19 protein-coding genes are annotated in these 24,682 nt (G+C 69.5%); 11 read left to right on the plus strand and 8 right to left on the minus strand.

All coding sequences use genetic code 11. The features are described from left to right. Positions 1-128: 128 nt before the first annotated feature. Genes VYI76_RS11895 through VYI76_RS11910 form a run of 4 tightly spaced genes read left to right on the plus strand, consistent with a single transcriptional unit; the run spans position 129 to position 4,344 of the window. The gene (locus VYI76_RS11895) at positions 129-1,091 is read left to right on the plus strand and encodes a fatty acid desaturase family protein (RefSeq protein WP_326524946.1); all 963 of its coding nucleotides are present in this window, start codon (positions 129-131) and stop codon (positions 1,089-1,091) included. Beyond that, positions 1,088-1,999, plus strand: a complete 912-nt coding sequence (locus tag VYI76_RS11900; protein WP_326524947.1) for a class I SAM-dependent methyltransferase — start codon at positions 1,088-1,090, stop codon at positions 1,997-1,999. The genes VYI76_RS11895 and VYI76_RS11900 overlap by 4 nt, the downstream gene beginning before the upstream one ends. A gap of 45 nt (positions 2,000-2,044) precedes the next feature. Then, positions 2,045-3,184 carry a PQQ-dependent sugar dehydrogenase gene (locus tag VYI76_RS11905; RefSeq protein ID WP_326525110.1) on the plus strand — a complete coding sequence of 380 codons (1,140 nt, stop codon included), beginning with the start codon at positions 2,045-2,047 and terminating at the stop codon, positions 3,182-3,184. After that, the gene (locus VYI76_RS11910; protein ID WP_326524948.1) at positions 3,181-4,344 is read left to right on the plus strand and encodes a PQQ-dependent sugar dehydrogenase; all 1,164 of its coding nucleotides are present in this window, start codon (positions 3,181-3,183) and stop codon (positions 4,342-4,344) included. The genes VYI76_RS11905 and VYI76_RS11910 overlap by 4 nt, the downstream gene beginning before the upstream one ends. On the opposite strand, the gene VYI76_RS11915 is transcribed toward VYI76_RS11910, so the two are convergent. Both VYI76_RS11915 and VYI76_RS11920 read right to left on the minus strand, forming a co-directional pair. Next, positions 4,341-4,721 (minus strand): PaaI family thioesterase, encoded by a 381-nt coding sequence (locus VYI76_RS11915; protein ID WP_326524949.1) that lies wholly within the window; start codon positions 4,719-4,721, stop codon positions 4,341-4,343. The two genes, VYI76_RS11910 and VYI76_RS11915, sit on opposite strands and share 4 nt — an antisense overlap. Continuing rightward, on the minus strand, positions 4,718-5,149 hold the full coding sequence (locus VYI76_RS11920) for a PaaI family thioesterase (RefSeq protein WP_326524950.1): 432 nt from the start codon (positions 5,147-5,149) through the stop codon (positions 4,718-4,720). Before VYI76_RS11920 ends, VYI76_RS11915 begins: the two co-directional genes overlap by 4 nt. Positions 5,150-5,261: 112 nt before the next feature. On the opposite strand from VYI76_RS11920, the gene VYI76_RS11925 reads away from it, so the two are divergent. The 5 genes from VYI76_RS11925 to VYI76_RS11945 all read left to right on the plus strand — a co-directional run bounded on the left by VYI76_RS11925 (position 5,262) and on the right by VYI76_RS11945 (position 13,719). Next, entirely contained in the window at positions 5,262-6,047 is a 786-nt protein-coding gene (locus VYI76_RS11925; protein WP_326524951.1) for a crotonase/enoyl-CoA hydratase family protein, read from the plus strand. Positions 6,048-6,113: 66 nt separating this feature from the next. Beyond that, positions 6,114-7,304: a thiolase family protein gene (locus tag VYI76_RS11930; RefSeq protein WP_326524952.1), complete on the plus strand. Its 1,191-nt coding sequence runs from the start codon at positions 6,114-6,116 to the stop codon at positions 7,302-7,304. Positions 7,305-7,695: 391 nt separating this feature from the next. Continuing rightward, positions 7,696-8,439 carry an ImuA family protein gene (locus VYI76_RS11935; RefSeq protein WP_443018931.1) on the plus strand — a complete coding sequence of 248 codons (744 nt, stop codon included), beginning with the start codon at positions 7,696-7,698 and terminating at the stop codon, positions 8,437-8,439. Next, on the plus strand, positions 8,354-10,465 hold the full coding sequence (locus VYI76_RS11940; protein ID WP_326524953.1) for a DNA polymerase Y family protein: 2,112 nt from the start codon (positions 8,354-8,356) through the stop codon (positions 10,463-10,465). The genes VYI76_RS11935 and VYI76_RS11940 overlap by 86 nt, the downstream gene beginning before the upstream one ends. Beyond that, entirely contained in the window at positions 10,462-13,719 is a 3,258-nt protein-coding gene (locus VYI76_RS11945; RefSeq protein WP_326524954.1) for an error-prone DNA polymerase, read from the plus strand. The genes VYI76_RS11940 and VYI76_RS11945 overlap by 4 nt, the downstream gene beginning before the upstream one ends. 16 nt (positions 13,720-13,735) lie before the next feature. Here VYI76_RS11945 and VYI76_RS11950 read toward each other — a convergent pair whose 3' ends face one another. From VYI76_RS11950 to dgcN, 6 genes are all read right to left on the minus strand, one after another. Further along, complete coding sequence (locus VYI76_RS11950) at positions 13,736-14,620, minus strand: LysR family transcriptional regulator (protein ID WP_443018948.1); 885 nt, start codon at positions 14,618-14,620, stop codon at positions 13,736-13,738. 67 nt (positions 14,621-14,687) lie between these two features. Next, a complete protein-coding gene (locus tag VYI76_RS11955; RefSeq protein ID WP_326524956.1) occupies positions 14,688-16,274 on the minus strand; it encodes an N-acyl-D-amino-acid deacylase family protein in 1,587 nt (528 codons plus the stop codon). Further along, positions 16,271-19,132 carry a TonB-dependent receptor plug domain-containing protein gene (locus tag VYI76_RS11960; protein WP_326524957.1) on the minus strand — a complete coding sequence of 954 codons (2,862 nt, stop codon included), beginning with the start codon at positions 19,130-19,132 and terminating at the stop codon, positions 16,271-16,273. The genes VYI76_RS11955 and VYI76_RS11960 overlap by 4 nt, the downstream gene beginning before the upstream one ends. Before the next feature lie 89 nt (positions 19,133-19,221). After that, positions 19,222-20,859 carry an N-acyl-D-amino-acid deacylase family protein gene (locus tag VYI76_RS11965; RefSeq protein ID WP_326524958.1) on the minus strand — a complete coding sequence of 546 codons (1,638 nt, stop codon included), beginning with the start codon at positions 20,857-20,859 and terminating at the stop codon, positions 19,222-19,224. A 57-nt stretch (positions 20,860-20,916) separates the two neighbouring features. After that, a complete protein-coding gene (dgcA, locus tag VYI76_RS11970; RefSeq protein WP_326524959.1) occupies positions 20,917-21,912 on the minus strand; it encodes an N-acetyl-D-Glu racemase DgcA in 996 nt (331 codons plus the stop codon). Continuing rightward, positions 21,870-22,907 (minus strand): N-acetyltransferase DgcN, encoded by a 1,038-nt coding sequence (gene dgcN / locus VYI76_RS11975; RefSeq protein WP_326524960.1) that lies wholly within the window; start codon positions 22,905-22,907, stop codon positions 21,870-21,872. Before dgcN ends, dgcA begins: the two co-directional genes overlap by 43 nt. Before the next feature lie 203 nt (positions 22,908-23,110). Between dgcN and VYI76_RS11980 the strand changes: the two genes are divergently transcribed. Together VYI76_RS11980 and VYI76_RS11985 are read left to right on the plus strand one after the other, a co-directional pair. After that, the gene (locus VYI76_RS11980) at positions 23,111-23,764 is read left to right on the plus strand and encodes an extensin family protein (protein ID WP_326524961.1); all 654 of its coding nucleotides are present in this window, start codon (positions 23,111-23,113) and stop codon (positions 23,762-23,764) included. A 25-nt stretch (positions 23,765-23,789) separates the two neighbouring features. Continuing rightward, a complete protein-coding gene (locus VYI76_RS11985; protein ID WP_326524962.1) occupies positions 23,790-24,668 on the plus strand; it encodes an LOG family protein in 879 nt (292 codons plus the stop codon). Positions 24,669-24,682: the final 14 nt, after the last annotated feature.

Here is a 24,682-nt window from a genome sequence, read left to right on the forward strand (position 1 = left end):
ACCAGCCTCGGCATGTTTCACGATGTCGAGAAGGCGATGGCCATATAGGCCGAAGCGCGGCCGGGAGCAAGGGCGATCACCGCCCCCGCGGCAACGATCCGTTAACCAGTTCCTTCTAGCCTTTCTTCATGTTCCAGGCACCCATCGTCGCGGCAGGCGCGCCGCCCGTCACCCCGGCCGCGTTCCGCCAGCGCATGCTGGTTGAGACCGGGCAGCGCTATGCGACGTTCCGCAAGACGCTCGCGCCGCGTTACCACCGGGTGCTGATCGATATCGCGCTGGGCTACGCCGCGCTCGCCGGGCTGCTGGTGCTGGTCGGGCAGGCAAGCGGGTTCTGGGGCGGGCTGGCGGCAGCGTGCGCCGGGGCGGTCGGCATTGGTTTCCTCGTCGCCTATCTCCAGCTGTTCATCCACGAGGGCGCGCACTTCAACCTTTCCGCCGACAAGCGCACCAATGATCGCATCGCCGACTGGCTGGTGTGCTGGCAGGTCGGCACGTCGATCGCCGCCTATCGCGCGACCCACAGCGAGCATCACCGCCACCTCGGCCGCGTCGGCGATACCGAGGTGTCGTATCGCCACGCGCTGACCCCGCGCTTCGTTGCGGAAATGCTGTTCGGCGTCCACGCCGTCCGCGTGTTCGCCGCGCGCAAGGACCAGCCGCGCGCCCGTGCCGCCGCGAAATCCTCCACGCCGCTGCTGCGCGGCCTCTACCTCCACACCGCGATCGTCGGCACGCTGCTGGTGCTCGGCTGGTGGCCGGCGGTGCTGGCCTGGCTGGGCGGCATCGCGATCGCCTTCCCCTTCTTCGCGACGGTACGCCAGCTGCTCGAGCATCGCCCCACGCCGGGCATGGTGGACGAGGGTGATTCGGTGACCCGCCTGTTCGGCGACGGCCCGTTCGCGCGAATCTTCGGAGGGGCCGGGTTCAACCGCCACCTGCTCCACCATATCGAACCGCAGGTCAGCTACACGCGGCTCGCCGATCTCGAAGCCTTCCTAAAGACCACCTCGATGGCGGCGGTGCTCGACGCCCGCCGCGCCACCTATCTCGGCACCTTCGCCGAACTGATCCGGGAAACCCGCCGATGACCTGTCTCGCCTGCGGCAGCACCGCCACGCGCCACTGGGCGACCGCGAAGGACGTCGAATATTGCTCGACGCCGGAAAGCTTCGACTATCTGCGCTGCGCCGATTGCGACGCGCTGTCGATCAGCCCGGTGCCGCGCGGACGGCTGGGGGAAATCTACCCCGATACCTATTACAGCTTCTCGCCCGGCAAGCTCAGCGTCGCCGAACGGATCAAGCAGGCGCTCGACCGCCGTACCTTCGCCAAGCTGTTCGGCGGCGTGGCGGGCGACCAACTGTCGGCGCTGGACGTCGGCGGCGGCGCGGGCTGGCTGCTGACCCAGGCGAAGGCGGTCGAGCCGCGCCTGGCGCATACCCAGGTCGTCGACATCGACGGATCGGCGCAGGATGCGGCGCGTACCGCCGGCCATGATTTCTTCCTCGGCCGGATCGAGGATTTCGAGACGGACGCGCGCTTCGACGTGATCCTGATGCTCAACCTGATCGAGCATGTCGACGATCCCGTCGCGGTGCTGGCCAAGGTGCGCGGTCTGCTCAAACCCGGCGGGCGGGTGCTGGTGAAGACGCCGAATCACGACAGCCTCGACGCGCGCCTGTTCCGTGAGCACAGCTGGGGCGGCCTGCACGCACCGCGCCACTGGGTGGTGTTCACCCCCGAATCGTTCCGCAAGGCGGCCGCAAAGGCATCGCTGGCGGTCGAGCGCCTGTCGCTGACGCAGGGCGCGCCCTTCTGGGCGGTCAGCGCGCTCGAATGGTTGTCTCGCAAGGGCGCGGTATCGATCCGCCGCGACCGCCCGATGTGCGACCATCCGCTGTTCGGCCCGCTGCTGGCGATCTTCGGCGGGATCGACCTGATTCGCGGCCGGTTCCAGCGCACCTCGCAGATGTTCGTCGAGTTGCGCGCAACCTGACGCGCGTTAGGACGTTGCCCGGAACATGATTTCCGGGAGATGATGATGCGCCTTGCCGCCCTTGCCGTTGCCACGACGCTGATTGCCGCCTGCACCGACACGCCGGGCAATGCGCAGAACACCCCGCAGTCGCCGCACACGACGACCACCCTTCCCTTCACCGTCACCGAGGTTGCGAAGTTCACCTCGCCCTGGGCGATGACCTTCCTGCCCGACGGGCGGATGCTGGTGACGGAGAAGGCGGGGGAACTGCTGCTCGTCTCCGCCGACGGCAAGACCAGCCGGACGATCGCGACGCTGCCGGTCGATTCGGCGGGACAGGGCGGCCTGCACGACGTGGTGCTCGTGCCGGGCTTCGCGCAGAACCGACAGGTCTATCTGAGCTATTCGGTGGCGGGAGACGGCGGCAAGGGTATCGTGCTGGTCCGCGGCACGCTGACGGGCGATGCCGGCGCCGAGCAGCTGACCGGGGTGACCGAACTGTTCCGCGCGACGCCGTTCGTCGAAGGAAACGGCCATTATTCGGGCCGCATCGCGATCGCGCCCGATGGGCAGCACCTGTTCTTCACCAACGGCGAGCGCCAGAAGTTCGACCCGGCGCAGGATCCCAAGGCGACGCTGGGCAAGGTGCTGCGCCTGACGCTCGACGGCAAGCCGGCGGGCGATCCGGGCCTGACCGCCAGGGGCTTCCATCCCGCGATCTGGTCCTACGGGCATCGCAACCTGTTGGGCATCGCGTTCGATCAGGCCGGCAATTTGTGGGAACAGGAGATGGGGCCCAAGGGCGGCGACGAGGTCAACCTCGTCCTGCCGGGCCGCAACTATGGCTATCCGATCGTGTCGGACGGCGATCATTATGACGGCCGCCCGATCCCCGACCACGCCACCCGCCCCGAATTCGAGAAGCCCAAAGTGGTCTGGAACCCGGTGATCTCGCCGGGCGGGCTGATCGTCTATTCGGGCGACATGTTCCCCGAATGGAAGGGTGACCTGTTCATCGGCGGCCTGTCGAGCCAGGCGCTGGTCCGCGTCGACGTCACCGGCACTGACGCGAAGAAGGGCGACCAATGGCCGATGGGCACCCGCATCCGCGAAGTCGAACAGGGGCCTGACGGCGCGCTGTGGCTGCTGGAGGACGGCCAGCGCGGCGCAGGCGGCAAGCTGATGAAGCTGACCCGCAAATGAGGCGCGCGGGCGTCGTGCTGCTCGCCGCCGCGCTTGCCGCGTGCGGCGGCGACGGCGGCTCCGGCAATGTCGTGACGCCGACGCCCAGCCCGACGCCCGCGCCCGCGCCCTCGCCCACGCCCACTCCGTCGCCGCCGACCACCAGCGTCACCTCGACCACCGTCGCGACCTTCGCCGCGCCCTGGGCGATGGCGTTTCTGCCCGACGGCCGGATGCTGGTGACGGAAAAGGGCGGCACGCTCAATCTCGTCACCGACGCGGGCGGCAAGTCGATCGTGGGCGGCGTGCCAACCGTCGTCAGCGCCGGCCAGGGCGGCCTGCTCGACGTCGCCCTCGACCCGCAGTTCACCGCCAATCGCCGCGTCTATCTGAGCTTCACCGAAAGCGGCAGCGGCGGTACCGGGCTGGCCGTCGCGCGGGGCACGCTCAACACTGCGGCGACGGCGATCGAGGCGGTCAGCGTGATCTGGCGGCAGGCGCCGAAGGTTGCCAACGACACACGCCATTTCGGCGGACGGATGGCATTTTCGCCCGACGGCTTCCTGTTCGTGACGGCGGGGGAGCGCCATCAGGGCGCGCCGGCGCAGGATCTGGCGACCACGCTCGGCAAGATCGTCCGCCTCAATCTCGACGGGACGATGCCGTCGGGCAATCCCTTCGCCGCGACGGCCGGTGCCCGCGCGGAGATATGGACGCTCGGCCACCGCAACCCCTACGGCTTGGTCTTTACCACCGACGGCCGGCTGTTCGAAAGCGAGATGGGGCCTGAGGGCGGCGACGAATTCAACCTGATCACCCGCGGCGCCAACCATGGCTGGCGGACGGTATCCGAGGGCAATGACGGCGAGGTGCTGCCGCGCCATTCCACCCGGCCCGAATTCGCCGCGCCGCTGGTCAGCTGGACGCCGGTGATCGCGCCGGGCGGGATGATCCAGTATACGGGCACGCGCTTCGTCGGCTGGAACGGCGATTTCGTGCTGGCCGGGCTGGTGTCTCAGGGGCTGGTCCGCGTGCGGGTGACGGGCAGCACCGCCGCCGAGGTCGGCCGCATCGCGCTGGGCGCGCGCATCCGCGAAGTCGAACAGGGACCGGACGGCGCGATCTGGGTGCTGGAGGACGCCGCGACCGGCGCCCGGCTGCGCAAGCTGGCGCCGTCCTAAGGGCGCCGCAGAAGCAGGGTCAGCCGTGCCGAGGCGATCGGGCGGTCGCGATCCTCCTGCCACGCGGTCGCATCGACGCTGGCGATGCGTGTGCCCAGCCGGCGGATATCGGCGACGGCGAAGGTCGTCAGTTCGCGCCCCCCGCGCATGAAGTCGATCGTCAGGTTGACCGGCTTGATAGTGACGGTCTCGTCGGCCAGCGCGTGCCGCACACCGGCGATCGCCGCCATCTCCAGCAGCCCGCCGATCGCCCCGCCGTGGAGGAAGCCCGGCCGCCCCAGCACCGATCCGCCGAACGGCATCACCAGCCGCGGGCGCCCATCGTCCTCGCGCTCCAGCGTCAGTCCGAGCAATGTCGCATAGGGGGGCAGGATCATGCCGGGGTCACCATGAAGGTGCCCGCGACATGCGCCAGCGGTTCGGCCGGGTCGCCGTCGTGCGCCGTTCCGCGCACGAACGCGATCGAGTGCGTCAGCCGATAGCATTCTCCTCGCCCGATTACCGTCCGACCCGGAGTCGCCGCGCGAAGGTAGTCGATCCTGAGGTCGAGCGTCGCATGGGGCAGGAAACCACCGCGCTTCAGCCACACCGCCGCGCTGGTCGCCTGATCGAGCAGCGAGACGATCGGCCCGGAGGCGATCACACCGCTCGCCACGTCACCGATCTGGTCGGGTGAATAGGGCAAGGCCAGTTCGACCCAGTCCGCGCCATGAGCACGATAACCGATGCCCAACGCCGCACCGTGATGCTGTGTGTCGATGAACTTGAAGAAATGCTCGGGATCGAAGGGGCCTGCGGGGATCATCGCCGCCGCCTATCGCGCCGGCGCCCGGTTTACAAACCGGCATGTTGTGATGCCGCCCATGCGCCCGACGAAGGGGGTGGGCGATCGACGCGCGGTCGCCTAGGCTGCGGCGATGAGCGACCAGAGAGTGACCATCGCGATCGATGCCGGCGTCGCCGACGTCCGCCTGTCCCGCCCCGACAAGATGAACGCGCTGGACCCGGCGATGTTCGACGCGATCATCGCGACGATCGACCGGCTGGCCGGCGAACCGGGGGTCCGCGCGGTCGTGCTGTCGGGCGAGGGCCGCGCGTTCTGCGCCGGGCTGGACATGGCGAGCATGGCATCGGGCGGATCGGGCATCGACCTGGAAACGCGCACGCACGGCATCGCCAACCGCGTCCAGCAGGTCGCCTGGGGCTGGCGCGAACTGCCGATGCCGGTGGTCGCCGCGATCCACGGCATCGCGTTCGGTGGAGGCCTGCAGATCGCCAGCGGGGCCGATGTGGTGATCGCGCATCCCGCGACGCGCCTGTCGGTGATGGAAATGAAATGGGGCATCGTCCCCGACATGGCCGGGTTCGCGCTGTGGCGCGGCCGCGTGCGTGACGACCAGTTGCGCGAGCTGACCTATACCGCGCGCGAGTTCGACGGAGCGGAAGGGGTCGCACTGGGCTTCGCCGCGCGCACCGCCGACGATCCGCATGCCGCCGCGATGGACCTCGCCCGCGCCATCGCCAGCCGCAATCCAGAGGCGGTTCGGGCGGCCAAGCGGCTGGCGAACCTCGCGCTCGAATCCGACGCCGGAACGATCCTGGTGGGAGAAAGCGACGAACAGGCGAAACTGCTGCGATCGCCCAACCAGATCGAGGCGGTACGCGCCAATATCGAGCGGCGGATGCCCGACTTCGCCGACTGATTGCGCTTGCGGGCGGCGCGGCGCCGCGCCACATCCGGCCCGGACATCACCGGAGTAAGATTCCCCATGCGCGAAGCCGCCATCGTCGCTACTGCCCGCACCGGCATCGGCAAAGCCTATCGCGGTTACTTCAACGCGACCGAGGCGCCCGCGCTGGCCGGCTTCGCGATGAACGGCGCGATCGACCGCGCGGGGATCGACCCGACGCGGATCGACGACATCTTCTGGGGCGTCGGCAGCCAGTGGGGCGAACAGGGCGGCAACGCCGGCCGGATGGCGGTGTTCGCGGGCGGGCTGCCGCAGAGCGTGCCGGCCTTCACCCTCGACCGCAAGTGCGGCTCGGGCCTTACCGCGGTGGCGCTCGCGGCGCGCTCGATCATCGCCGGAGACATCGACGTGGCGCTGGCCGGGGGCATGGAATCGATCAGCCATACGGTGACGAAGGGCGCGCCGCGCACCAGCGTGTCGTCGGTGATAGACAAGGTGCCGCACGCGACGATGGCGATGATCGAGACCGCCGAGGTGGTCGCCGAACGCTATGGTATCAGTCGCGAGGCGCAGGATCGCTATGCCGCGGAAAGCCAGCAGCGCGCCACTGCGGCGATCGCGCGCACGGGCGAGGAGATCGTGCCGGTCACCGTCGACAAGGCGCTGTTCGACCGCGAGGGCAACCCGGCGGGTACCGAGAGCGTCACCGTCACCACCGACGAAGGCATCCGCGCCGGCACCACCTATGAAGCTCTGGCGGGCCTGAAGACCGTATGGTCCGGCGGCACGCTGGTGCCCGAGGGGCATCACATCACGGCGGGCAACGCCAGCCAGCTGTCCGACGGCGCCGCCGCGCAGATCCTGATGGACCGCGCCACCGCCCAGGCCGAGGGCAAGGAAATCCTGGGCATCTATCGCGGTTTCCAGGCGGCGGGCTGCGCGCCCGAGGAAATGGGCATCGGGCCCGTTTTCGCCATTCCGAAGCTGCTCGATCGCGCCGGGCTGTCGGTCGCCGACATCGGCCTGTGGGAACTGAACGAGGCGTTCGCGTCGCAATGCCTCTATTGCCGCGATCACCTGGGCATCGATCCTGAGAAGTATAACGTGAACGGCGGCGCGATCGCGGTCGGCCACCCCTTCGGCATGACCGGCAGCCGCCTGGTCGGCGCCGCCCTGCTCGAGGGGCGGCGGCGCGGGGTGCGCTATGTGGTGGTCAGCATGTGCACGGCGGGCGGCATGGGCGCGGCGGGGCTGTTCGAGCTGGTCTGAAGCGCGGCCCCGCCCGCGCTGGTCGCGAAAGCGACAGACCGGCGCGGCCGGCGGCGCCGAAGCGCCGTCCGACAACACGGCTTCGCCGTGTCGCGCCAGCCGCATACCTTCACCCCGCCAGAGCCCGCGCCGCGCTCGCCTCCTTCACGATATGCAGCGCCCGGGACTCGCCGCTTGCACGGCGGGAATTCGCCGGTCGGACAGTGCGAGCTGGGTCGGCCTGTCACGCACGATGGTGGGCGACAGACGCATCCCGCATCGGCGCGTCGCCGTCGGATGGATTGCCGTGATCGAATGCCTTCCCCACCGCGTTGCCGGTTGGCGCCTCGACACCGATTGACTCGCGATGGTCAAAGAGAACAAAATAAGAACTCAATGGTTTCCCGAGTCGATGTCCACGCCCCTTGCCCAGCTCCGCGAGACGATCGCCGCCATCGAGGCGCGGGGCGGCGCGGCGCATGCGATGCTGCCGTTCGGAATCGACGCGATCGACCGGAGACTCGCCGGCGGCGGCTTGCGTATCGATGCGCTGCACGAAGCGGCGGCGGCCGGGTCGGGCTGGGGCGAGGATGCCGCCGCTACCCTGTTCCTCGCCGGGCTCGCCGCGCGACGGCCGGGGCCGGTGCTGTGGGTGGTGCGCCGCCGCGACCTGTTCGCGCCCGGCCTCCATCAGGCGGGGCTGGCGCCCGAACGGCTGATCCATGCCGAGGCGCGCGACGATGCCGAACTGCTGGCGATCATGGAGGATGCCTTGCGCCACCGCGGCCTTGCCGCCGTGGTGGGCGAGGCGAATGCGGCGGGACTGGTCGCCACCCGCCGGCTGCAACTCGCGGCCGAGGGCGGCCCGGCGCTCGCGCTGCTGCTGCGCCGCCCGGCGAAGCTGGGGCAGGACCCACTCGCCACACCGTCCGCCGCCGCGACCCGCTGGCGGATCGCGTCCGCCGCGTCCGCTCCGCTGCCGGTCGCCGGGATCGGCCGCCCGCGCTGGCACGCCGAACTCGTCCGCCAGCGCGGCGGCGATCCCTTCGCCATCATCCTAGAGGCCGCCGATGAAACGGGTCGCTGCGCTCTGGCTGCCCGACTGGTCGATCGACCGGCTGCTGCGCGCCGAGCCGACGCTCGCGCCGCCGCCTGAACCGGTCGCGGCTGACATCGTCCCGCTCCACGCGCTGGCGGCGGCGGAACGCGCGAAACAGTGCGACGCCCCGCGCGACAGCGGCTGGCGCCCCGGCGCGCGCTGGGCGAAGGCGCCAGCGCCCAGGGACCAGACCCGCCGCGACATCGAGATGCAGGTCGCCGCCCTCCCCGCGCACCAGCGTCCGCCGATGCGGATGCTCGGCCGGTCGAGCGAGGCGGCCGACCACCCGTTCAAGGACCATCCGTTCAGGGCGATGCCCAGCGACGAAGTGGTACGGCCGATGCGTGAGATGGCGCGGCGCACCGAGGCGGCCGAGCGTCCGTTCCGCCGCCTGCCTGCCGACGACGGCGCGCCGGCACGCAGCCTGAAGGCGCCGGTGCCGGCGGGGCGCTATCCCGGCGACGGCTCGCATCCCGACGAGCACATGCGGCACGGATCGAACGCCCCGCACAGCGCGCCGCCGGGCGTCGCCGCCTCGCTGAAAGCAAGTCGATCGATCCCCATGCTGCCGCGATCGGCACCGGCCGCCGATGCGCAACCGATCGTCATGGTCCACAAGACCGGCAGCCGGGTGGAGGTGGCCGCGGCCTCCGCCGCCGCCCGCGCGCTGGGCATCGCTCAGGGCATGGCGCTGACCCAGGCGCGCGCTTCGGTGCCCCGGATCGTCGTGCGCGATGCCGATCCGGCCGGGGATGCCCTCCACCTCCAGGCGCTCGCCATGCTGCTCGCCCGGCGCTGGACCCCGACCGTGGCGATCTCGGGCAGCGATGGCTTGCTGCTCGACCTCACCGGCGTCGCCCACCTCCATGGCGGCGAGGTGCGGTTCGCACGGCGGCTGGTGCGGTTGCTGGAGCGCGCCGGTTTCGCCGCCCGTGTGGCGATCGCCGACACCGCCGGCGCGGCCTGGGCGCTGGCACGCGCGGCGGAGGGCGCGGTCGCCCTCTGCCCGCCCGGCGGCCACCGCGCCGCGCTCGTCCCGCTGCCGGTCGCGCTGCTCAGGATCGACGACGCCCCCGTCGCGCTGCTGCACCGGCTGGGGGTGGAGAGCATCGGCGCGCTCGCCGCCCTGCCCCGCGCGCCCACCGCCCGGCGCTTCGGCGCCGCGACGATGCTGCGGCTCGATCAGGCGCTGGGCGCCGCGCCCGAACCGCTCGCCCCGGTGATCCCTCCGCAGGACGTCACCGTCACCCAGCGCTTCGCCGAGCCGATCGCGACCCCCGAGGCGCTGGCGCACTGGATCGCCGCGCTGGTCCCCCGGCTGACCGGCGAACTGGCCGCCGCCGGCCTTGGCGCGCGCAGGCTGCTGCTGGCCGCCGACCGCGTCGACAATGTCGCGCAGGTGATGCGGATCGGCCTGTCGCGGCCAAATCGCGATCCGGCGCACATCCTGCGGCTGATCGTCCGGCGGATCGAGGAGATCGAGCCCGGCTATGGCATCGACGCGCTGCACCTCCACGTCCGCCGCGCCGATCCGCTCGGCCCCCAGCCCTTCGATCGCGATCTGGAGGATGCAGCGCCCGGGCTGGGCGAACTGATCGACACGATCGCCAATCGCGGCGCGCGCAGCTGGCGTTACCGGGCGGTCGAAAGCGACGTGCCCGAACGCTCGGTCGGGACGGTGCCCGCGCTCGATCCGCCGGCGCGCGGCGGCCTGGCCCTGAAGCGCGACGACGTGCGCACACTCGACAGGCGCGCCGCGGACCACCCGTGGCACCCGCGCTGGCCGCGCCCCGCCCGCCTGCTCGCACGGCCCGAGCCGGTCGACGGCGTGCTGGCCGAACTGCCCGACCAGCCGCCCCGGCGCTTCACCTGGCGCGGAACCTCGCACACCATCGTCCGCGCCGACGGACCCGAACGGATCGCCGGCGAATGGTGGAAGCACAGCACCGAACGCGGCGCGGTGCGTGATTATTTCCAGGTGGAGGACGAACACGGCCGGCGTTTCTGGCTGTTCCGCCGCGGCGACGGCGAACGGGCGGAAACCGGCGACCAGCGCTGGTACATCCACGGCTGCTTCGGATGACCTGGTCCGAACTCCAGGTGACGACGCACTACAGTTTCCTGCGCGGCGCATCGAGCCCGGAGGAACTGATGATCCGGGCGAGCGCGATGGGCATGCCGGCGCTGGGCATCACCGATCGCAACTCGGTCGCCGGCGTGGTCCGCGCGCTCTACGCCAGCGAACAGCTTCGCAAACAGGGCCACCACGCCCCCCGCCCCGTCCACGGCTGCCGGCTCGATCTGGTCGACGGCACGTCACTGCTGGTGTGGCCCGAGGATCGTGCCGCGTGGAGCCGCCTCACCCGCCTGCTCAGCATCGGCAAGGGCCGGGCGGACGCGCAGCGCGGCGAGAAGGGCAAATGCTTCCTCCACTGGGACGATGTCGCCACGCATGCGGCCGGGCTGGTCGCCGCGCTGGTGCCCAGGGCGCTGCCCGACGCTGTTGTGCTGGGCTGGATGGCCGATCTGTTCGCGGATCGTGGCCATGTCTGCCTGACCCACTGGCGCCGTCCGGGCGAGGCGCTGCGCCTGCACGAGATGGCGCGCGCGGCGGAGCGCTTCGGCCTGACCCCGCTGGCGACCGGCGACGTGCTATACCATGCGCCCGAGCGGCAGATGCTGCAGGACGTCGTCACTGCGATCCGCGAGAAGACGACGATCGACGACCTGGGTTATGCCCGCGAACGCAACGCCGGCCGCCACCTGACGCCGCCCGAAGAGATGGTGCGCCTGTTCCGCCACCACCCGCAAGCGCTGACGGCGGCGGAGGCGATCGTCGAGCGGTGCCGGTTCGACCTGCGCAGCCTGGGCCACCAGTATCCCGAAGAGATGCTGATGATCGCCCGCACCCCGCAGCAGGCGCTGGAGAAGCTCGCATGGCGCGCTCTCAACGCGATGTACGCCCCGAGCCCGCCACCTGATGCGTATCGCGCGCAACTCAAACGGGAATTGCGGCTGGTGGCGGGCTGGAGCTTCGCGCCGTTTTTCCTCACCGTCTATGCGATCGTCCAGTTCGCCCGCAGCCAGCATATCCTGTGCCAGGGGCGCGGATCGGCGGCCAATTCGGTGATCTGCTTCGTGCTGGGCATCACCTCGATCGACCCGATCGAACACCAGCTGCTGTTCGAACGCTTCCTGTCCGACGACCGCCAGGAGCCGCCCGACATCGACGTCGATTTCGAGCATGAGCGGCGCGAGGAGGTGATCCAGTGGATCTACAGCACCTATGGCCTTGAGCACGCCGCGCTGACCGCCGTCGTCAGCCGGTTCCGTACGCGCGGCGCGATCCGCGAGGTCGGCAAGGTACTGGGTTTGCCGGAGGACATGACGGCGGGGCTGGCCGGACAGGTATGGGGCTGGTCGAACGACGGCGTGCCCGACCGCCACGTCGAGGCGCTCAATCTCGACCGGACCGAGCCGCGCCTCGCCCTCGCGCTCGAGCTCGCCAGGGACCTGGTCGGCACCCCGCGCCACCTGTCGCAGCATCCCGGCGGCTTCGTGCTGACGCGCGACAAGCTTTACGATCTGGTGCCGATCGAGCCCGCCGCGATGATCGACCGCCAGGTGATCGAGTGGGAGAAGCTCGACATCGAGGAACTCGGCTTCATGAAGGTCGATATCCTGGGGCTCGGGATGCTGGGCTGCATGCGCCGCGCCTTCGATCTGCTCGCCGAGCATCGCGGCCTGAACCTCACTCTCGCCAGCAGGACATTGCAGGAGGAGGACGAGGCCACTTTCGAGATGATGCGCAAGGCCGACACGCTGGGCGTGTTCCAGATCGAGAGTCGCGCGCAGATGTCGATGCTGCCGCGAATGAGACCGCGCGATTTCTACGACATCGCCATCCAGGTCGCGATCGTGCGGCCGGGGCCGATCCAGGGCAACATGGTGCACCCCTATCTGAAACGCCGCGAGCAGTTGCGTGCCAACCCCCGGATCGAGTTCGACTATCCCAGCCCGAAGCTGAAGCAGGTCCTGGAAAAGACGCTGGGCGTGCCGCTGTTCCAGGAACAGGCGATGCAGGTCGCGATCCTGGGCGCAGGCTTCAAGCCGCACGAGGCCGACGGGCTGCGCCGCGCGATGGCGACGTTCAAGATGACCGGCGGGGTCGGCGAATATCGCGACCGGCTGGTGAACGGCATGCTCGCCAACGGCATCACCGAGGAATTCGCGCATCGCCTGGTCAAGCAGATCGAGGGCTTCGGCAGTTATGGCTTCCCGGAAAGCCACGCGGCCAGCTTCGCCAAGATCGCCTATGCCTCGTCATGGATGAAATGCCATCATCCCGATATCTTCTGTGCCGCCCTGCTCAATTCGCAGCCGATGGGCTTCTACGCGTCCGCGCAGATCGTCCGCGATGCGCGCGAGCATGGCGTCGATATCCGCCCGCCCTGCGTGCTGCGAAGCGAATGGGACACGATCGTCGCGGGCGATCACCTGCGCCTGGGCCTCAGGATCACATCGGGGCTGTCGAGCGCGGACGCGGGCCGCATCCTGATTGCGCGCGGGGAACGCCCATTCACCTCGGTCGGCGATGTCTGGCGCCGGTCGGGGGTGAAGGCGGCGGCGCTGGAGAAGCTGGCGCAGGCCGACGCCTTCGTCGGGCTGGGGATCGACCGGCGGCAGGCGCTGTGGGCGGTGCGCGGCCTGGGCGAGCGTCCGCCACCCCTGCTGGCGTTGCTGGAAACGTGCGAGCCCGATCCGGTGCTGACCCCGCTCACCGCCGGGCGTGAGGTGGTGGAGGATTATCGCGCGACCCAGCTGTCCCTGCGCGCCCACCCCCTGCACTTCCTGCGCGGCGAACTGGACCGGCGCGGCATGGTGACGTGCGCCGCGCTGAGAGAAATCCGCGACGGCAGGCGCGTCGAACTCGCCGGCATCGTCCTCGTCCGCCAGCGGCCGGGCAGCGCCAAGGGGGTGCTGTTCCTGACGCTGGAGGACGAAACCGGCGTCGCCAACGCCATCCTGTGGCCCGACCGGTTCGAAGCGAACCGGCGCACCGTCATGTCCTCCGCGATGCTCGGCATCACCGGTCGCGTCCAGACCGAAGGCAGCGTGATCCATGTCATCGTCGATCGCCTGACCGACCTGACCCCGCTGCTGCGCCGGGTCGGCGACATCGACCTGCCGTGCCTGACCGCGCCGGGCGACGGCGCCACCCATCCCGGCGCGCCCGATCGCGGCGATCCAGGCTGGCGATCGAAGGGACGGATCGACTATCACTGGGCGCCGCGGGACGACGGATCGATCCCGATCCGCAGCCACGACTTCCATTGAACTCGCCGCCGGGCGTTCAGGCGTCGCCGATCGTCTGTGACACCGCCTTGAGGAAATCGGTCGCCAGCGCGGTCGGCGGGCGATCGAGCAGGAACATCGCGTGCACGTCGAACGTGAGGCGCGGCTCCAGCGGGCGCATCGCGAGGCCGGGCGCGAGCGAGGCGCGGGCGGTGAAGCTGTCCACCACCGTCACCCCCAGCCCGGCACGGACGAGCGCCGTCGCGATGTAGAAGGTGCGCGCCGACACGCTGTCGTCGAACTCGATGCCCAGCCGTTCCTGTTCGTGGACCAGCAACTGGCCGATCGGTCCGCTGGCGGCGACGCTGATGAAACGGTGGCCGGCGAGCGCTTCCAGCCCCAGCCGGGCAGGGGCGTCGGGGATATCGACCTCGCGGTACAGCACCGCCAGTTCGCCGCGGCCCAGCCGCCGGCTGCCGACCGGCGCGTTGTGCGGTACTTCATAGGCGATCGCGATGTCGGTCGCGCGCTCGTAGAGCTTGCGCACCAGATCATCGTGGTGGACGGTCTGCAGGTCGAACTTGACGTTGTCGCGGCCGGGCAGGAACCGCGCGACCGCCTCCGGCAAGGCACCGAGCGCAAGCGACGGAAGCGCCGACACGCGCAGGATCGACCCTGCCCCCCGCCGCAGGTTGCGCGCACCCTGGCGCAGCGCGTGGACCCGGTCCTGGATCTGGCTCACCTCGCCGAACAGCGCGTGCGCGTCGTCGGTCGGGATCAGCCGCCCCCCGGCGCGTTCGAACAACGGGAAGCCGAGCAGCGATTCGGCATGGCGCAGCGTCTTCGACACCGACGGCTGCGATACGTTGAGCGCCCGCGCCGCGCCGCTGACCGACCCGTTCGAATAGACCGCGTGGAAGATCTCGATATGCCGCAGGTTCATGAGCGGCATCGTCGCGCGGTACGAGTCCGGCGGCAAGCCCCGATCCGGCCGCCGGACGCGCCGTTCGTCACGGCGTGCGCAGCAATATCCGGCCGTGGCGCTCGGCAACCGGCTTGCCGTCCGCGATCGCCGCGCGGCCGTTGACGAAGACATGCTCCATCCCGACGGCATAGGCATGCGGCTGCTCATAGGTCGCCGTGTCCCGCACCTTCGCCGAATCGAACACGATTACATCAGCGAACGCCCCCGGCCGCAGCATGCCGCGATCGGGTATCGCGAAGACCTGCGCGGTCAGCCCGGTCGCCGCGTGGATCGCCTGCGCCATCGGGATCACCGGCTTGTCGAGCACATAGTTGCGCAGCTTGCGCGGGAAGGCGCCATAGGCGCGGGGGTGTTCGGACGTCTTGCCGAATTCCGGCAGGCCGCCGTCGGTCGATGTCATCGTCCACGGCTGGCGCATGAACGCCTCGACGTCGCCCTCGCTCATGTTGAACGATATGGTCGGCGCGCCGCCGCGCCTCAGCATGTCGATCGCGGCGTCGAGCGGGTCGAGCTTCATCGCCGCCGCGATCGCATCCAGCCGCTTGCCCTCCAGCGACGGATCGGGCGCGAAGCGGCGGATCATCAGCGCGCCCGCGCCGCCGCGCCTGACGAGGTTCGGCACCATCTCCGCGCGGATCCTCGCCCGCTGGGCGGTGTCCTCCAGCCGCTTCGCCAGCGCGCTCGCGCCGCCTTCCTGTGCCCAGCCGGGCACCAGCGCCGCCATCAGGCTCGAACCCGACGCCGCATAGGGATATTGATCCGCCCAGATCGACAGCCCCTCGGCCCGCGCTGCTTCGATCCGCGCGATCACATCGGCCGACTTGCCCCACACCTGCGGCCCCAGCACCTTGATATGGGTGACGACGCCGGGAATCTTCGCGGCGCGCGATACCGCGATCACCTCGTCCACCGCCGCGACGACGCCGATGTCGTAATTGCCCTCATCGCGGATGTGGCTGATGTAGACGGCATGGGGGAAACGGGCCGCGGCCTTCGCCAGCCCGACGATCTCCGCCGTATCCGAATATTTGGCCGGGATGTAGAACGGGCCGTCGGACAGCCCCCAGGCGCCGGCGCGCATCGCCGTCGTCACCAGCCCTTCCATTCGGGCCTGTTCGCCCGCCGTCGCCTTGCGGTTGGCGTTGCCCATCACCGCCTCGCGCACCGCATTGTGGCCGATCAGCGGGATGACGTTGACGCCGGGAATGTTGGTCCTGAGGTCGGCGATCTGTTGCGTCAGGTCGGCCGGGCCGCCGCCGTCGGGGTTGATGAGCAGCGTGGTGATGCCCTGATGGAGCATCGGCAGCGCCGCCGCCAGCTTCGCCGTCTGGATGTTGGGCGCGGCATGCGAGTGCGGATCGATGAAGCCGGGCGCGACGATCCGCCCCTTCGCGTCGATCGTCGTCCGCGCCGTCACGCCGGCCGGCACCGTGCCGACCAGCGCGATGCGATCCCCCTTGATCGCGACGTCGGCGACGCGGCCAGGGGTGTCGCTGCCGTCATAGACGGTGCCGCCGCGGATGACGACGTCATAGTCCTGCGCGAAGGCGGGGGTGACGGTCGCGAGCAGCGCCGCGACCGGAAGGACGAACGCCTTCACCCCGCCCCTCACATCTTGATCCGCACGCCGAAGCGGTACGTCCGCCCGAGCAGGTCGTAGATCGACTGGTTGGTCGCCGGCGTCGCATAGGCGCTGCCAGCCGGCCCGGGGGCCACGACCGACGGATCGCGATCGAGCAGGTTGTTGACGCTCAGGAACAGCTGCGCCGTGCTGCCGCTGCCGAATGCCACGTCCTGGGTGATCGAGGTGTCGAGGTAGAAGGCGCCCTTGATGCTGTTGTCGTTGATCGTACGGTTGAACGCCGTGGATGTCGGGCAGCCGGTGGTGCATTCGATGAAGCTGTTGTCGTAGACACCGTCGCTGACCCCGCGGCCGATCAGGGTGAAGCTGGTCCCGCCGTTCGTATAGGTGCCCTGCACGCGGTACAGGAACTTCGGCGAAGTGCCGGCATCAGAGCCGTTCTGCCCGACGCGATCGACCGGCGTGTCGATGCCGTTGTTGAAGTAATTTTCGAGGTACCGGGTCGCCATCCCGCGCAGCGTCAGATTGCCGCTGCCGATCCGCGTGCGGTAGGATGCCTCGATATCGATGCCCCGCGCCTTCTGCTCGGCGAAGTTGAACGGGCTTTCGAACACCTGCAGGTTGTTGTTGAACGCGTTCGGCCCACGGACGATCGCGGTGCAGAACGCGGTCACGCCGGCGTTGCAGCGTTCGACGATGGTCTGCGCGGCGACCGAGCCGATCGCGCTCTCGATCTTGATTTGGTAGTAATCGACCGACAGCGCGAGACCCGGAAAGAAGCGCGGCTGCAATACCGCGCCGACGCCCCATTGATCCGCCCTTTCGGGCTGGAGCAGCGCGTTGCCGCGTGTCGTGCCAGCAAACGTCACGGTCACCGGCTGACCGGCCGCGTCACGGTCGATCAGCGTGTTGATCCGCGTCGAACCCGCCGTGTACAGCTCGCCGAGGTTGGGCGCCCGGATATCGCGCGATCGGGTCGCGCGCAGGCGCAGGTCGGGGATCGGCTCGAACGTCGCGCCGGCTTTCCACGTGGTGACATAACCCGAAGTGGAATAGTCGGTCCCGCGCACCGCACCGTTGAGGTCGAGGCCCTTCACCACCGGCACCGCGAGTTCGATATAGCCTTCGGTCACGTGATACGCCCCGAAGCTGGGCAGGAAGTTGCCGACGAACCAGCCGGTCTGGAACTCGGTTGGCACCACGCCCGACACCGCCTCGCGCCGATGTTCGCCGCCCACCGCGACGCTGACCGCGCCGGCCGGCAGGCGGAAGGCGTCGAACGACAGGTTGGCGGCATAGACGTCCTGTTCGAACTTCTGCTGGCGGAACGGGTTGCCCAGGATATAGTTGAGCGCTGCCTGGGAATTAACGTCGATGCCCAGCCGGTTGAACGGCACGCAGCCGTTTGTCGGCGCGGTCAGCGTCGAACGGCAGACGATCGTGCCTGCGGCCACGCCGATCGCGTTGCCTGCGGGCGCGAACACCGCATCCTGCGCCAGCGCGAGGCGGGCGTTGTTGGTGATGTCGCGCGCCATCTCGCGCGTGCGGCTGACGCCCTTCTGGTAATAGACGTCCCAGCGCGCCGTGCCGGCCAGCATCTCGAAGCTGCCGTTGGCGCCGACGACATAGCGTTGCAGTTCGCGCGCGGTGTCGTTCTTGCGGATCGGCAGGTCGGCGTTGGTGGTGCCCAGCGTGAACTGCGCGACCCCCAGCGTCGCCAGCTGGTTGCGCACCGCCGTCGGGATGAAGGCGTTGTCCGACCGGATCGTGACGTTGTTCTGGTTGAGCTGCACGCCCAGCCAGCCGAGGTTGTCGGACTTGGCATAGGATGCCTGGCCGAACAGCGTCACCCCTTCGAGCACCTCGAAGCTGAGGCGTCCGAACGCGCTCCTGCGGTTCTCCTCCGGGTCGAGCGACTGGAAGTCGTTGACCTGTGTCGCCTGCCAGTCGCCGCCGATCTGCCACGGATCGCGGTTGGTGCCGAAATTATACTGGCTGACCGCGCCGCCGACGCCGAACTGCGTGCCGCGCAGCGCCGTGTTCAGGATGATACCGCCGCGCGTGGCCTGGCTGAGACCCGCGCCCGACACGATCAGGCGTTCGGGCTGGCCATTGCCCGTAACCACACCGTTCACCAGCGTTGTCGCATAGGCCGGATTGGTGATGTGGTACCAGCCGCGGTCGTTCCAGTCGCGCGGAACGCCGTGAAGCCCTTCCTTCACCGACAGTTCGCCGCTCAACAGGATGTGGCCGCGCCCGTTCGCGAAGCCGGTGCCGGCGCTCAGGTTGACGCGGTAGCTTGCCGCATCGCCATAGGTGGTGATGCCGTATTCGGCCGAGCCCTTGATGCCGCTGAAGGTCTTGTCGAGGATGAAGTTGACCACGCCCGAAACCGCGTCGGAGCCGTAGGCGGCGGATGCGCCGCCGGTGACGATCTCGACGCTCTTGATGAGCCCCTGCGGGAAGGTGTTGATATCGACCAGGCCGCCCAGCGTCGATCCGACCGAACGCTGGCCGTCGAGCAGCACCAGTGTGCGGGCCGAACCCAGCGCCCGCAGGTTCAGCGCATTGACGCCCGCTGTGCCGGCCGAGATGTTCAGGTTCGAGGTGGCCGGTGTCACGCTGCCGACCAGCGACGGGATGTCGTTGACGTAATCGGCGATATTGGCCGAACCCGCCGCTTCGATATCCGCGGTGTTGAGCACCGTCAGCGGGGTCGGCGCCTGGTATCCGTCGCGCTGGATGCGGCTGCCGGTGACGGTGACCTCACCCTGGGTGGTTTCGGCATCGGGCGCGGCCGGCGGCACATCCTGCGCCATCGCGGTACCACTCGACAGCAAGGCGACGGCAAGCGCCGCGGGTGAGGCGATCCAAAGTGATCTGGTCATGTTGTTTTCCCCTTTTTTTGCTTTGATTGTCCCGGATGCCGATCATGCCAGTCGTTGCCGGCGGCATCCTCTCCCTGAAAAATCCGGTGTCAGCCGCACGTCCCCGGCTTTGGCCGGCGCGGCAGCGGGCGGCCACCCGCCGCCCCGGTCGGCTCGCCGTTCTCGATCGCCACCTGTCCGTTGACCACGACCGTGCGCATGCCCGTCGAAAAGCGCGTCGGGTGCGCATAATCCGCGCGGGGCGCGAACCGCTGCGGATCGAAGGCGACGACATCGGCGAAGGCGCCGGCCTTCAACTGCCCGCGCCCGTCCAGCGCGAACAGACGCGCGGGCACCGCGGTGCTGCGATCGATGAAGCCCCGCAGGTCGATGACCTTCTTGTCCTTCACATAGGTCGCGTACTTGCGCGCATAGGAGGCGTAGTAGCGCGGGTGGCCGCGCGAGGCGTCCGAACTCGTCACCACCCAGGGCTGGCGCATGAACGCGGCGATGTCCGCCTCGCTCTGGTTGAACGATGCGACGCCGGTTTCGCGCTGTTTCAGGATCGCGATGGCGGCATCGATCGGATCGACCCCGCGCTCCTTCGCGATCGCCTCCAGCGTCTTGCCCTCGGCACCCGTCGGACCCGAGGTGATGAGCAGCGACGCCGGCCCGCCGCGCCGGCGCAAATTGTCGGCGATCTCCGGTCGCATCCGCTTCATCGTCGCCGCATCGTCGAGCCGTTTGAGCAGCGCTGCGCGCCCGCCGTCCTGCGCCCAGCGCGGGATCAGCGCGGCGGACAGGCCGGTGCCCGACGCCGACCAGGGATATTGATCGGCATGGACGGTCTGCCCCGCCTTCTGCGCGGCCTCGACCATCGCGATGATCGCGCCCGCCTGGCCGTGGACATCGACGCCAAGCGCCTTGATGTGACCGATGTGGACCGGGATGCCGGTATCGCGCCCGATCGCCAGTGCTTCCTCGACCGCGGCCTTCAGGCCGATCGTATAGCTCGATTCGTCACGCAGGTGGCTGTCGTAGATGCCACCCTTCGCCGCCGCCGCCCGTGCCAGCGCAACCACCTCGTCGCGCTTCGCAAAGCTCTGCGGTGCGTAGAACAGCCCGGTCGACAGGCCCATCGCACCCTGGCACATCGCGTCGGAGACCAGGCCGGTCATCTTCGCCAGTTCGGCCGGGGTGGGCATGCGGTCGGCCGGGCCGATCACCTGGCTGCGCACCGCGCCCAGCCCGACGTAGCTGGCGAAGTTGATGCCGTAATCGCGGTTCGACTGGCCGAAACCCTCGTCGCCCGCGCCGGCTCCGCTCGCCATGCCGAAAGTGCGGCGGATGTCGGGATCGCCGCCGCCGTCGACACCGATGAAGGCGGTCGTCACCCCCTGCGTCAGGAACGGCAGCACCAGCCGTGCCGCGGGATCGCCCGATGCCAGCGCGTCGCCGACATGGGTGTGGGTGTCGATGAAGCCCGGCGCGACGATCAGGCCGGTCGCGTCGATCACCCGCTTCGCGCCACCGGGCGCCTTGGGGCCGACATAGACGATGCGGTCGCCACGAATGGCGACGTCGCCCCGGAACGGCGCCGCGCCGCCGGGATATATGGTGCCGCCACGAATGACGACGTCGGCCGCACCGTCCTGGGCCCCGCCCGGCGTCGCCAGCAAAGCGGCGGCGGCGAGCGCCGTCCCGATCGCGCCCGTCGCCAGCATTCCCAGCCTCTTTGCTCGCATCATCGTCTGCGACTCCCTAGCGTTGCATTGCGTTGCGGTGCGATCGATCGGCGACGCGGCTCATGACGCCGTGTCGCCCCAGAAACCGGGGGCGGGCGGCGTCAGCACGCCGCGCACGCCCTGAACGCCGCCGGGCCGGTCGGCGGCGAGCCACAACGGCCCGTCGAGATCGACGAAGGCGGATCGCGCGGCCACCACCAGCGCCGGTGCGATCGACAGCGAGGTGGAGATCATGCTGCCCGTCATCACCCCCAGCCCGGCGGCGGCGGCGGCATCGGCCAGCGCCAGCGCCGCGGTCAGCCCCCCTGTCTTGTCGAGCTTGATGTTCACGACCTGATATTTGCTCGCGAGCGCGGTCACGTCTCCGGCGACATGCGCCGATTCATCGGCGGCGATCGGCACCAGCGGGCTCAGCCCCTCCAGCGCATCGTCCTCGCCCGCCGGAAGTGGCTGTTCGAGCAGGTCGATGCGCAGTTCGGCGAGCAGCGGCTGCAACCGCTCGACCTCGCCGATCGTCCAGCTTTCGTTGGGGTCGACGATCACCCGAGGATCGGGCGCGGCGTCGCGCACCGCGCGGATTTGCGCCTCCGGATCGCTGCGATCGACCTTGATCTTGATGAGCGGCACGTCGGCCAGTGCGCGCGCCGCCGCCGCCATCGCCGGTACGGTATCAAGGCTGACGGTCATCGCCGTCGGGGTCGCCGCGACCGCCGCCCGCCCGAGCAGCCCGGCGACGCTGCGCCCGGCGAGCTTCGCTTCCAGATCCCACAGCGCGCAATCCACCGCATTGCGCGCCGCGCCCGCCGGCATCAGCGCCTGAAGCTCGTCGCGCGTCACCCCCCGCTCGATCGCATCGCGCACCGCTTCAATCTCGGCCAGCGCACCCTCGATCGATTCGCCATAGCGCGGATAGGGCGCGCCTTCGCCACGGCCCGTCACGCCGTCCGCGCCAATCTCCACCGTCACCACGTCGGCGACGGTCCGCACCCCCCGCGAAATGCGGAAGGGGACAGCTAGAGCGAAGCTGTCGCTGCGCGCGGCGAGGGTTCGAAGCATTCGGTGATCCGGTCAATGATCGGGTCGACGCCCATGGCAAACGGGTCGGTGCACGGCAGGCCGAGCGCGTCGGCGGTTTCGGCGCACAGCCTTTCCGCGGCGGCGCGCGGCATCTTGGAGGTGTTGAGCGCGACGCCCACCGCCTGCACGTGCGGGCTGGTCAGCCGCGCGACGCGCAGGTTCGCCTCCAGCGTCTCTGCCAGGCCGGGCATCGGATAGTGGGGCAGACCGCGCATGTGCGGACGCACCGGATCGTGGCACAGCACCAGCGCGTCCGCCTGTGATCCATGGAGCAGCCCGGTCGAAACACCGGCGAACGACGGGTGGAACAGCGATCCCTGACCCTCGATCAGGTCCCAGCCGCCATCGTGCCGCTCCGGCGACAGTTGCTCGATCGCGCCCGAGATGAAGTCGGCGATCACCGCGTCAAGCGGCACGCCGCCCCCGGCGATCAATATGCCGGTCTGGCCGGTAGCGCGGAAATCGGCCTTCAGGCCCCGCGCGCGCATTCCCTGTTCCAGGCACAGGGTGGCGTACATCTTGCCGACCGAACAATCGGTGCCGATGGTCAGCAGCCGGCGGCCGGCGCGGGGTTTGCCGTTGCCGACCGGAATGTCCGGGCGCGGATCGCGCACGTCGTGGAGGGTGCGGCCATGCTCCCGCGCGGCGGCGACCAGCACGGGTTCGTCGCGCAGCCGGCTATGCAGGCCAGATGCCACGTCGAGCCCCGATGCGATCGCATCGGCGGCGTCGCGCACCAGATCCTCGCCCATCGTGCCGCCAGCGTTGGCGATGCCCAGCACCAGCGTCTTGGCGCCCGCCGCGACCGCCTGGTCGAAGCCCATGCGCGGCAGGTCGAGCGTGAACGGACAATCGTCGTGGCGGAACTCGCCGACGCAATCGTCACGGCGGAACACGGCCATCCCGCGCGAGGTCTTGATACCAACCTCGTCCTGCGAATGGCCCAGGTAAAGAAGATAGGGACCGGCGATCATCGACACACCTTCGGTTCGTCTCGCCACGGTTATGGCGCAACATTACTCGCGCGGCGCGTTCGATTACGCCGGCCCGGCATAACCGCGGGCTATGCCCGGATATATTCGCCCGACTCGCCTCGTCGGCCGCACCTGCTCAGGTCGTCGCATCGCCCCACAACGTGGATTGCGCCCGACGCCCACGCCCCGCAGGATCAGCCGCGATGCGCATCCTCCCACCGCTGTTCCTGCTACCCCTGCTGTCGGCCTGCGGCGGCGGGCGCAGCGAGTTGCCCGAACGGCCGCGCGGATCGACCCCGATCACCATCAACCAGCCGCCGAGCCGCGAGACCCAGGCCTGTTTCGCCGACCTGCAGCGGGATGCCGTGCGCTTCTCCCCCCTGCCCGACCGCGATTTCGGCGGCGGCTGCACGCTGAACGGCACGGTCCAGCTGATCGATTACGGCGTGCCAACCACCAACCTCAAGGCGATGGCCTGCCCGCTCGCGCGGACGTTCGTCGGCTGGGTGCGCAACGGCGTCGTGCCGGCAGGGCGCGAGATACTGGGCAGCGAGGTCGTCCGGGTCGAGAGCATGGGCAGCTACGCCTGCCGCAACCGCGTCGGCACGTCGGCAGTGCGGCTGAGCGAGCACGCGACCGGCAACGCGGTCGATGTGTCGGCCTTCGTGCTGGCCGACGGCCGGCGCATCACGATCGAACAGGACTGGCGGAGCGCCGATCCGGCGGTGCGCGAGTTCCTCCAGACCATCCGGCGCTCGGCGTGCCGGCGGTTCCGCACGGTACTGTCACCCGACTATAACGCGGCCCATCACAACCATCTCCATTTCGACCATGGCGGCGCCGCATTGTGCCGGTGACGATTCCCCGGTAATCCCCACGAAAATGACAGACACGACAAAAGTCCCCGCGCGCGTATTTCCCCGCGCCAAGCAAGACGCCGAGACCGCAGCGCACGGCGTCCATACCCCGCAGACCACGCACCCCGCGTATCGCCTCGCCTTCCAGGACATGGATTTCCTGCTGCGTGAGGATCTGCGGCCGGTGCGCTTCCAGCTTGAACTGCTCAAGCCGGAACTGATCCTCGACGAGGCGCGGATCGCATCCACCTTCGTCTTCTATGGATCGGCACGCATTCCCGAACCGGACAGTGCGCGCGCCCTGCTCGACGCGGCGCCGGCCGACGGCCCGGCGCGAAAGATCGCCGAAAGGCTGTTCGAAAAGTCGAAATATTACGACGTCGCGCGCGAACTGGCGCGCATGGTCAGCAATTTCCCGGTCGACGAGGCGGGGATGCGCCATTTCGTCGTCTGTTCCGGCGGCGGGCCGTCGATCATGGAGGCCGCCAATCGCGGCGCCGCCGATGTCGGCGCCGATTCGATCGCGCTCAACATCGTCCTGCCGCACGAACAGGCCCCCAACCCCTATGTCACGCCGGGACTGTCCCTCCAGTTCCACTATTTCGCGCTGCGCAAGATGCACTTCCTGCTACGCGCGCGCGCGCTGGCCGCATTTCCGGGCGGATTCGGCACGTTCGACGAACTGTTCGAGCTGCTCACCCTGATCCAGACGGGCAAGATCAAGCCGGTGCCGATCCTGCTCTACGGCCGCGAATTCTGGGAACGCGTCGTCAACTTCCCCGCCCTGGTCGAAGAAGGCGTGATCTCCGAGAAGGATCTGTCGCTGTTCAGCTATTGCGAGACGGCCGAGGAAGGCTGGGCCTGCGTGCGGCGGCATTACGCCGAGCATGACCCCACGATCTAAGCGGGCGGCCGGCG

This window comes from Sphingomonas sp. (assembly GCF_035910975.1).
Classification (GTDB): domain Bacteria; phylum Pseudomonadota; class Alphaproteobacteria; order Sphingomonadales; family Sphingomonadaceae; genus Sphingomonas.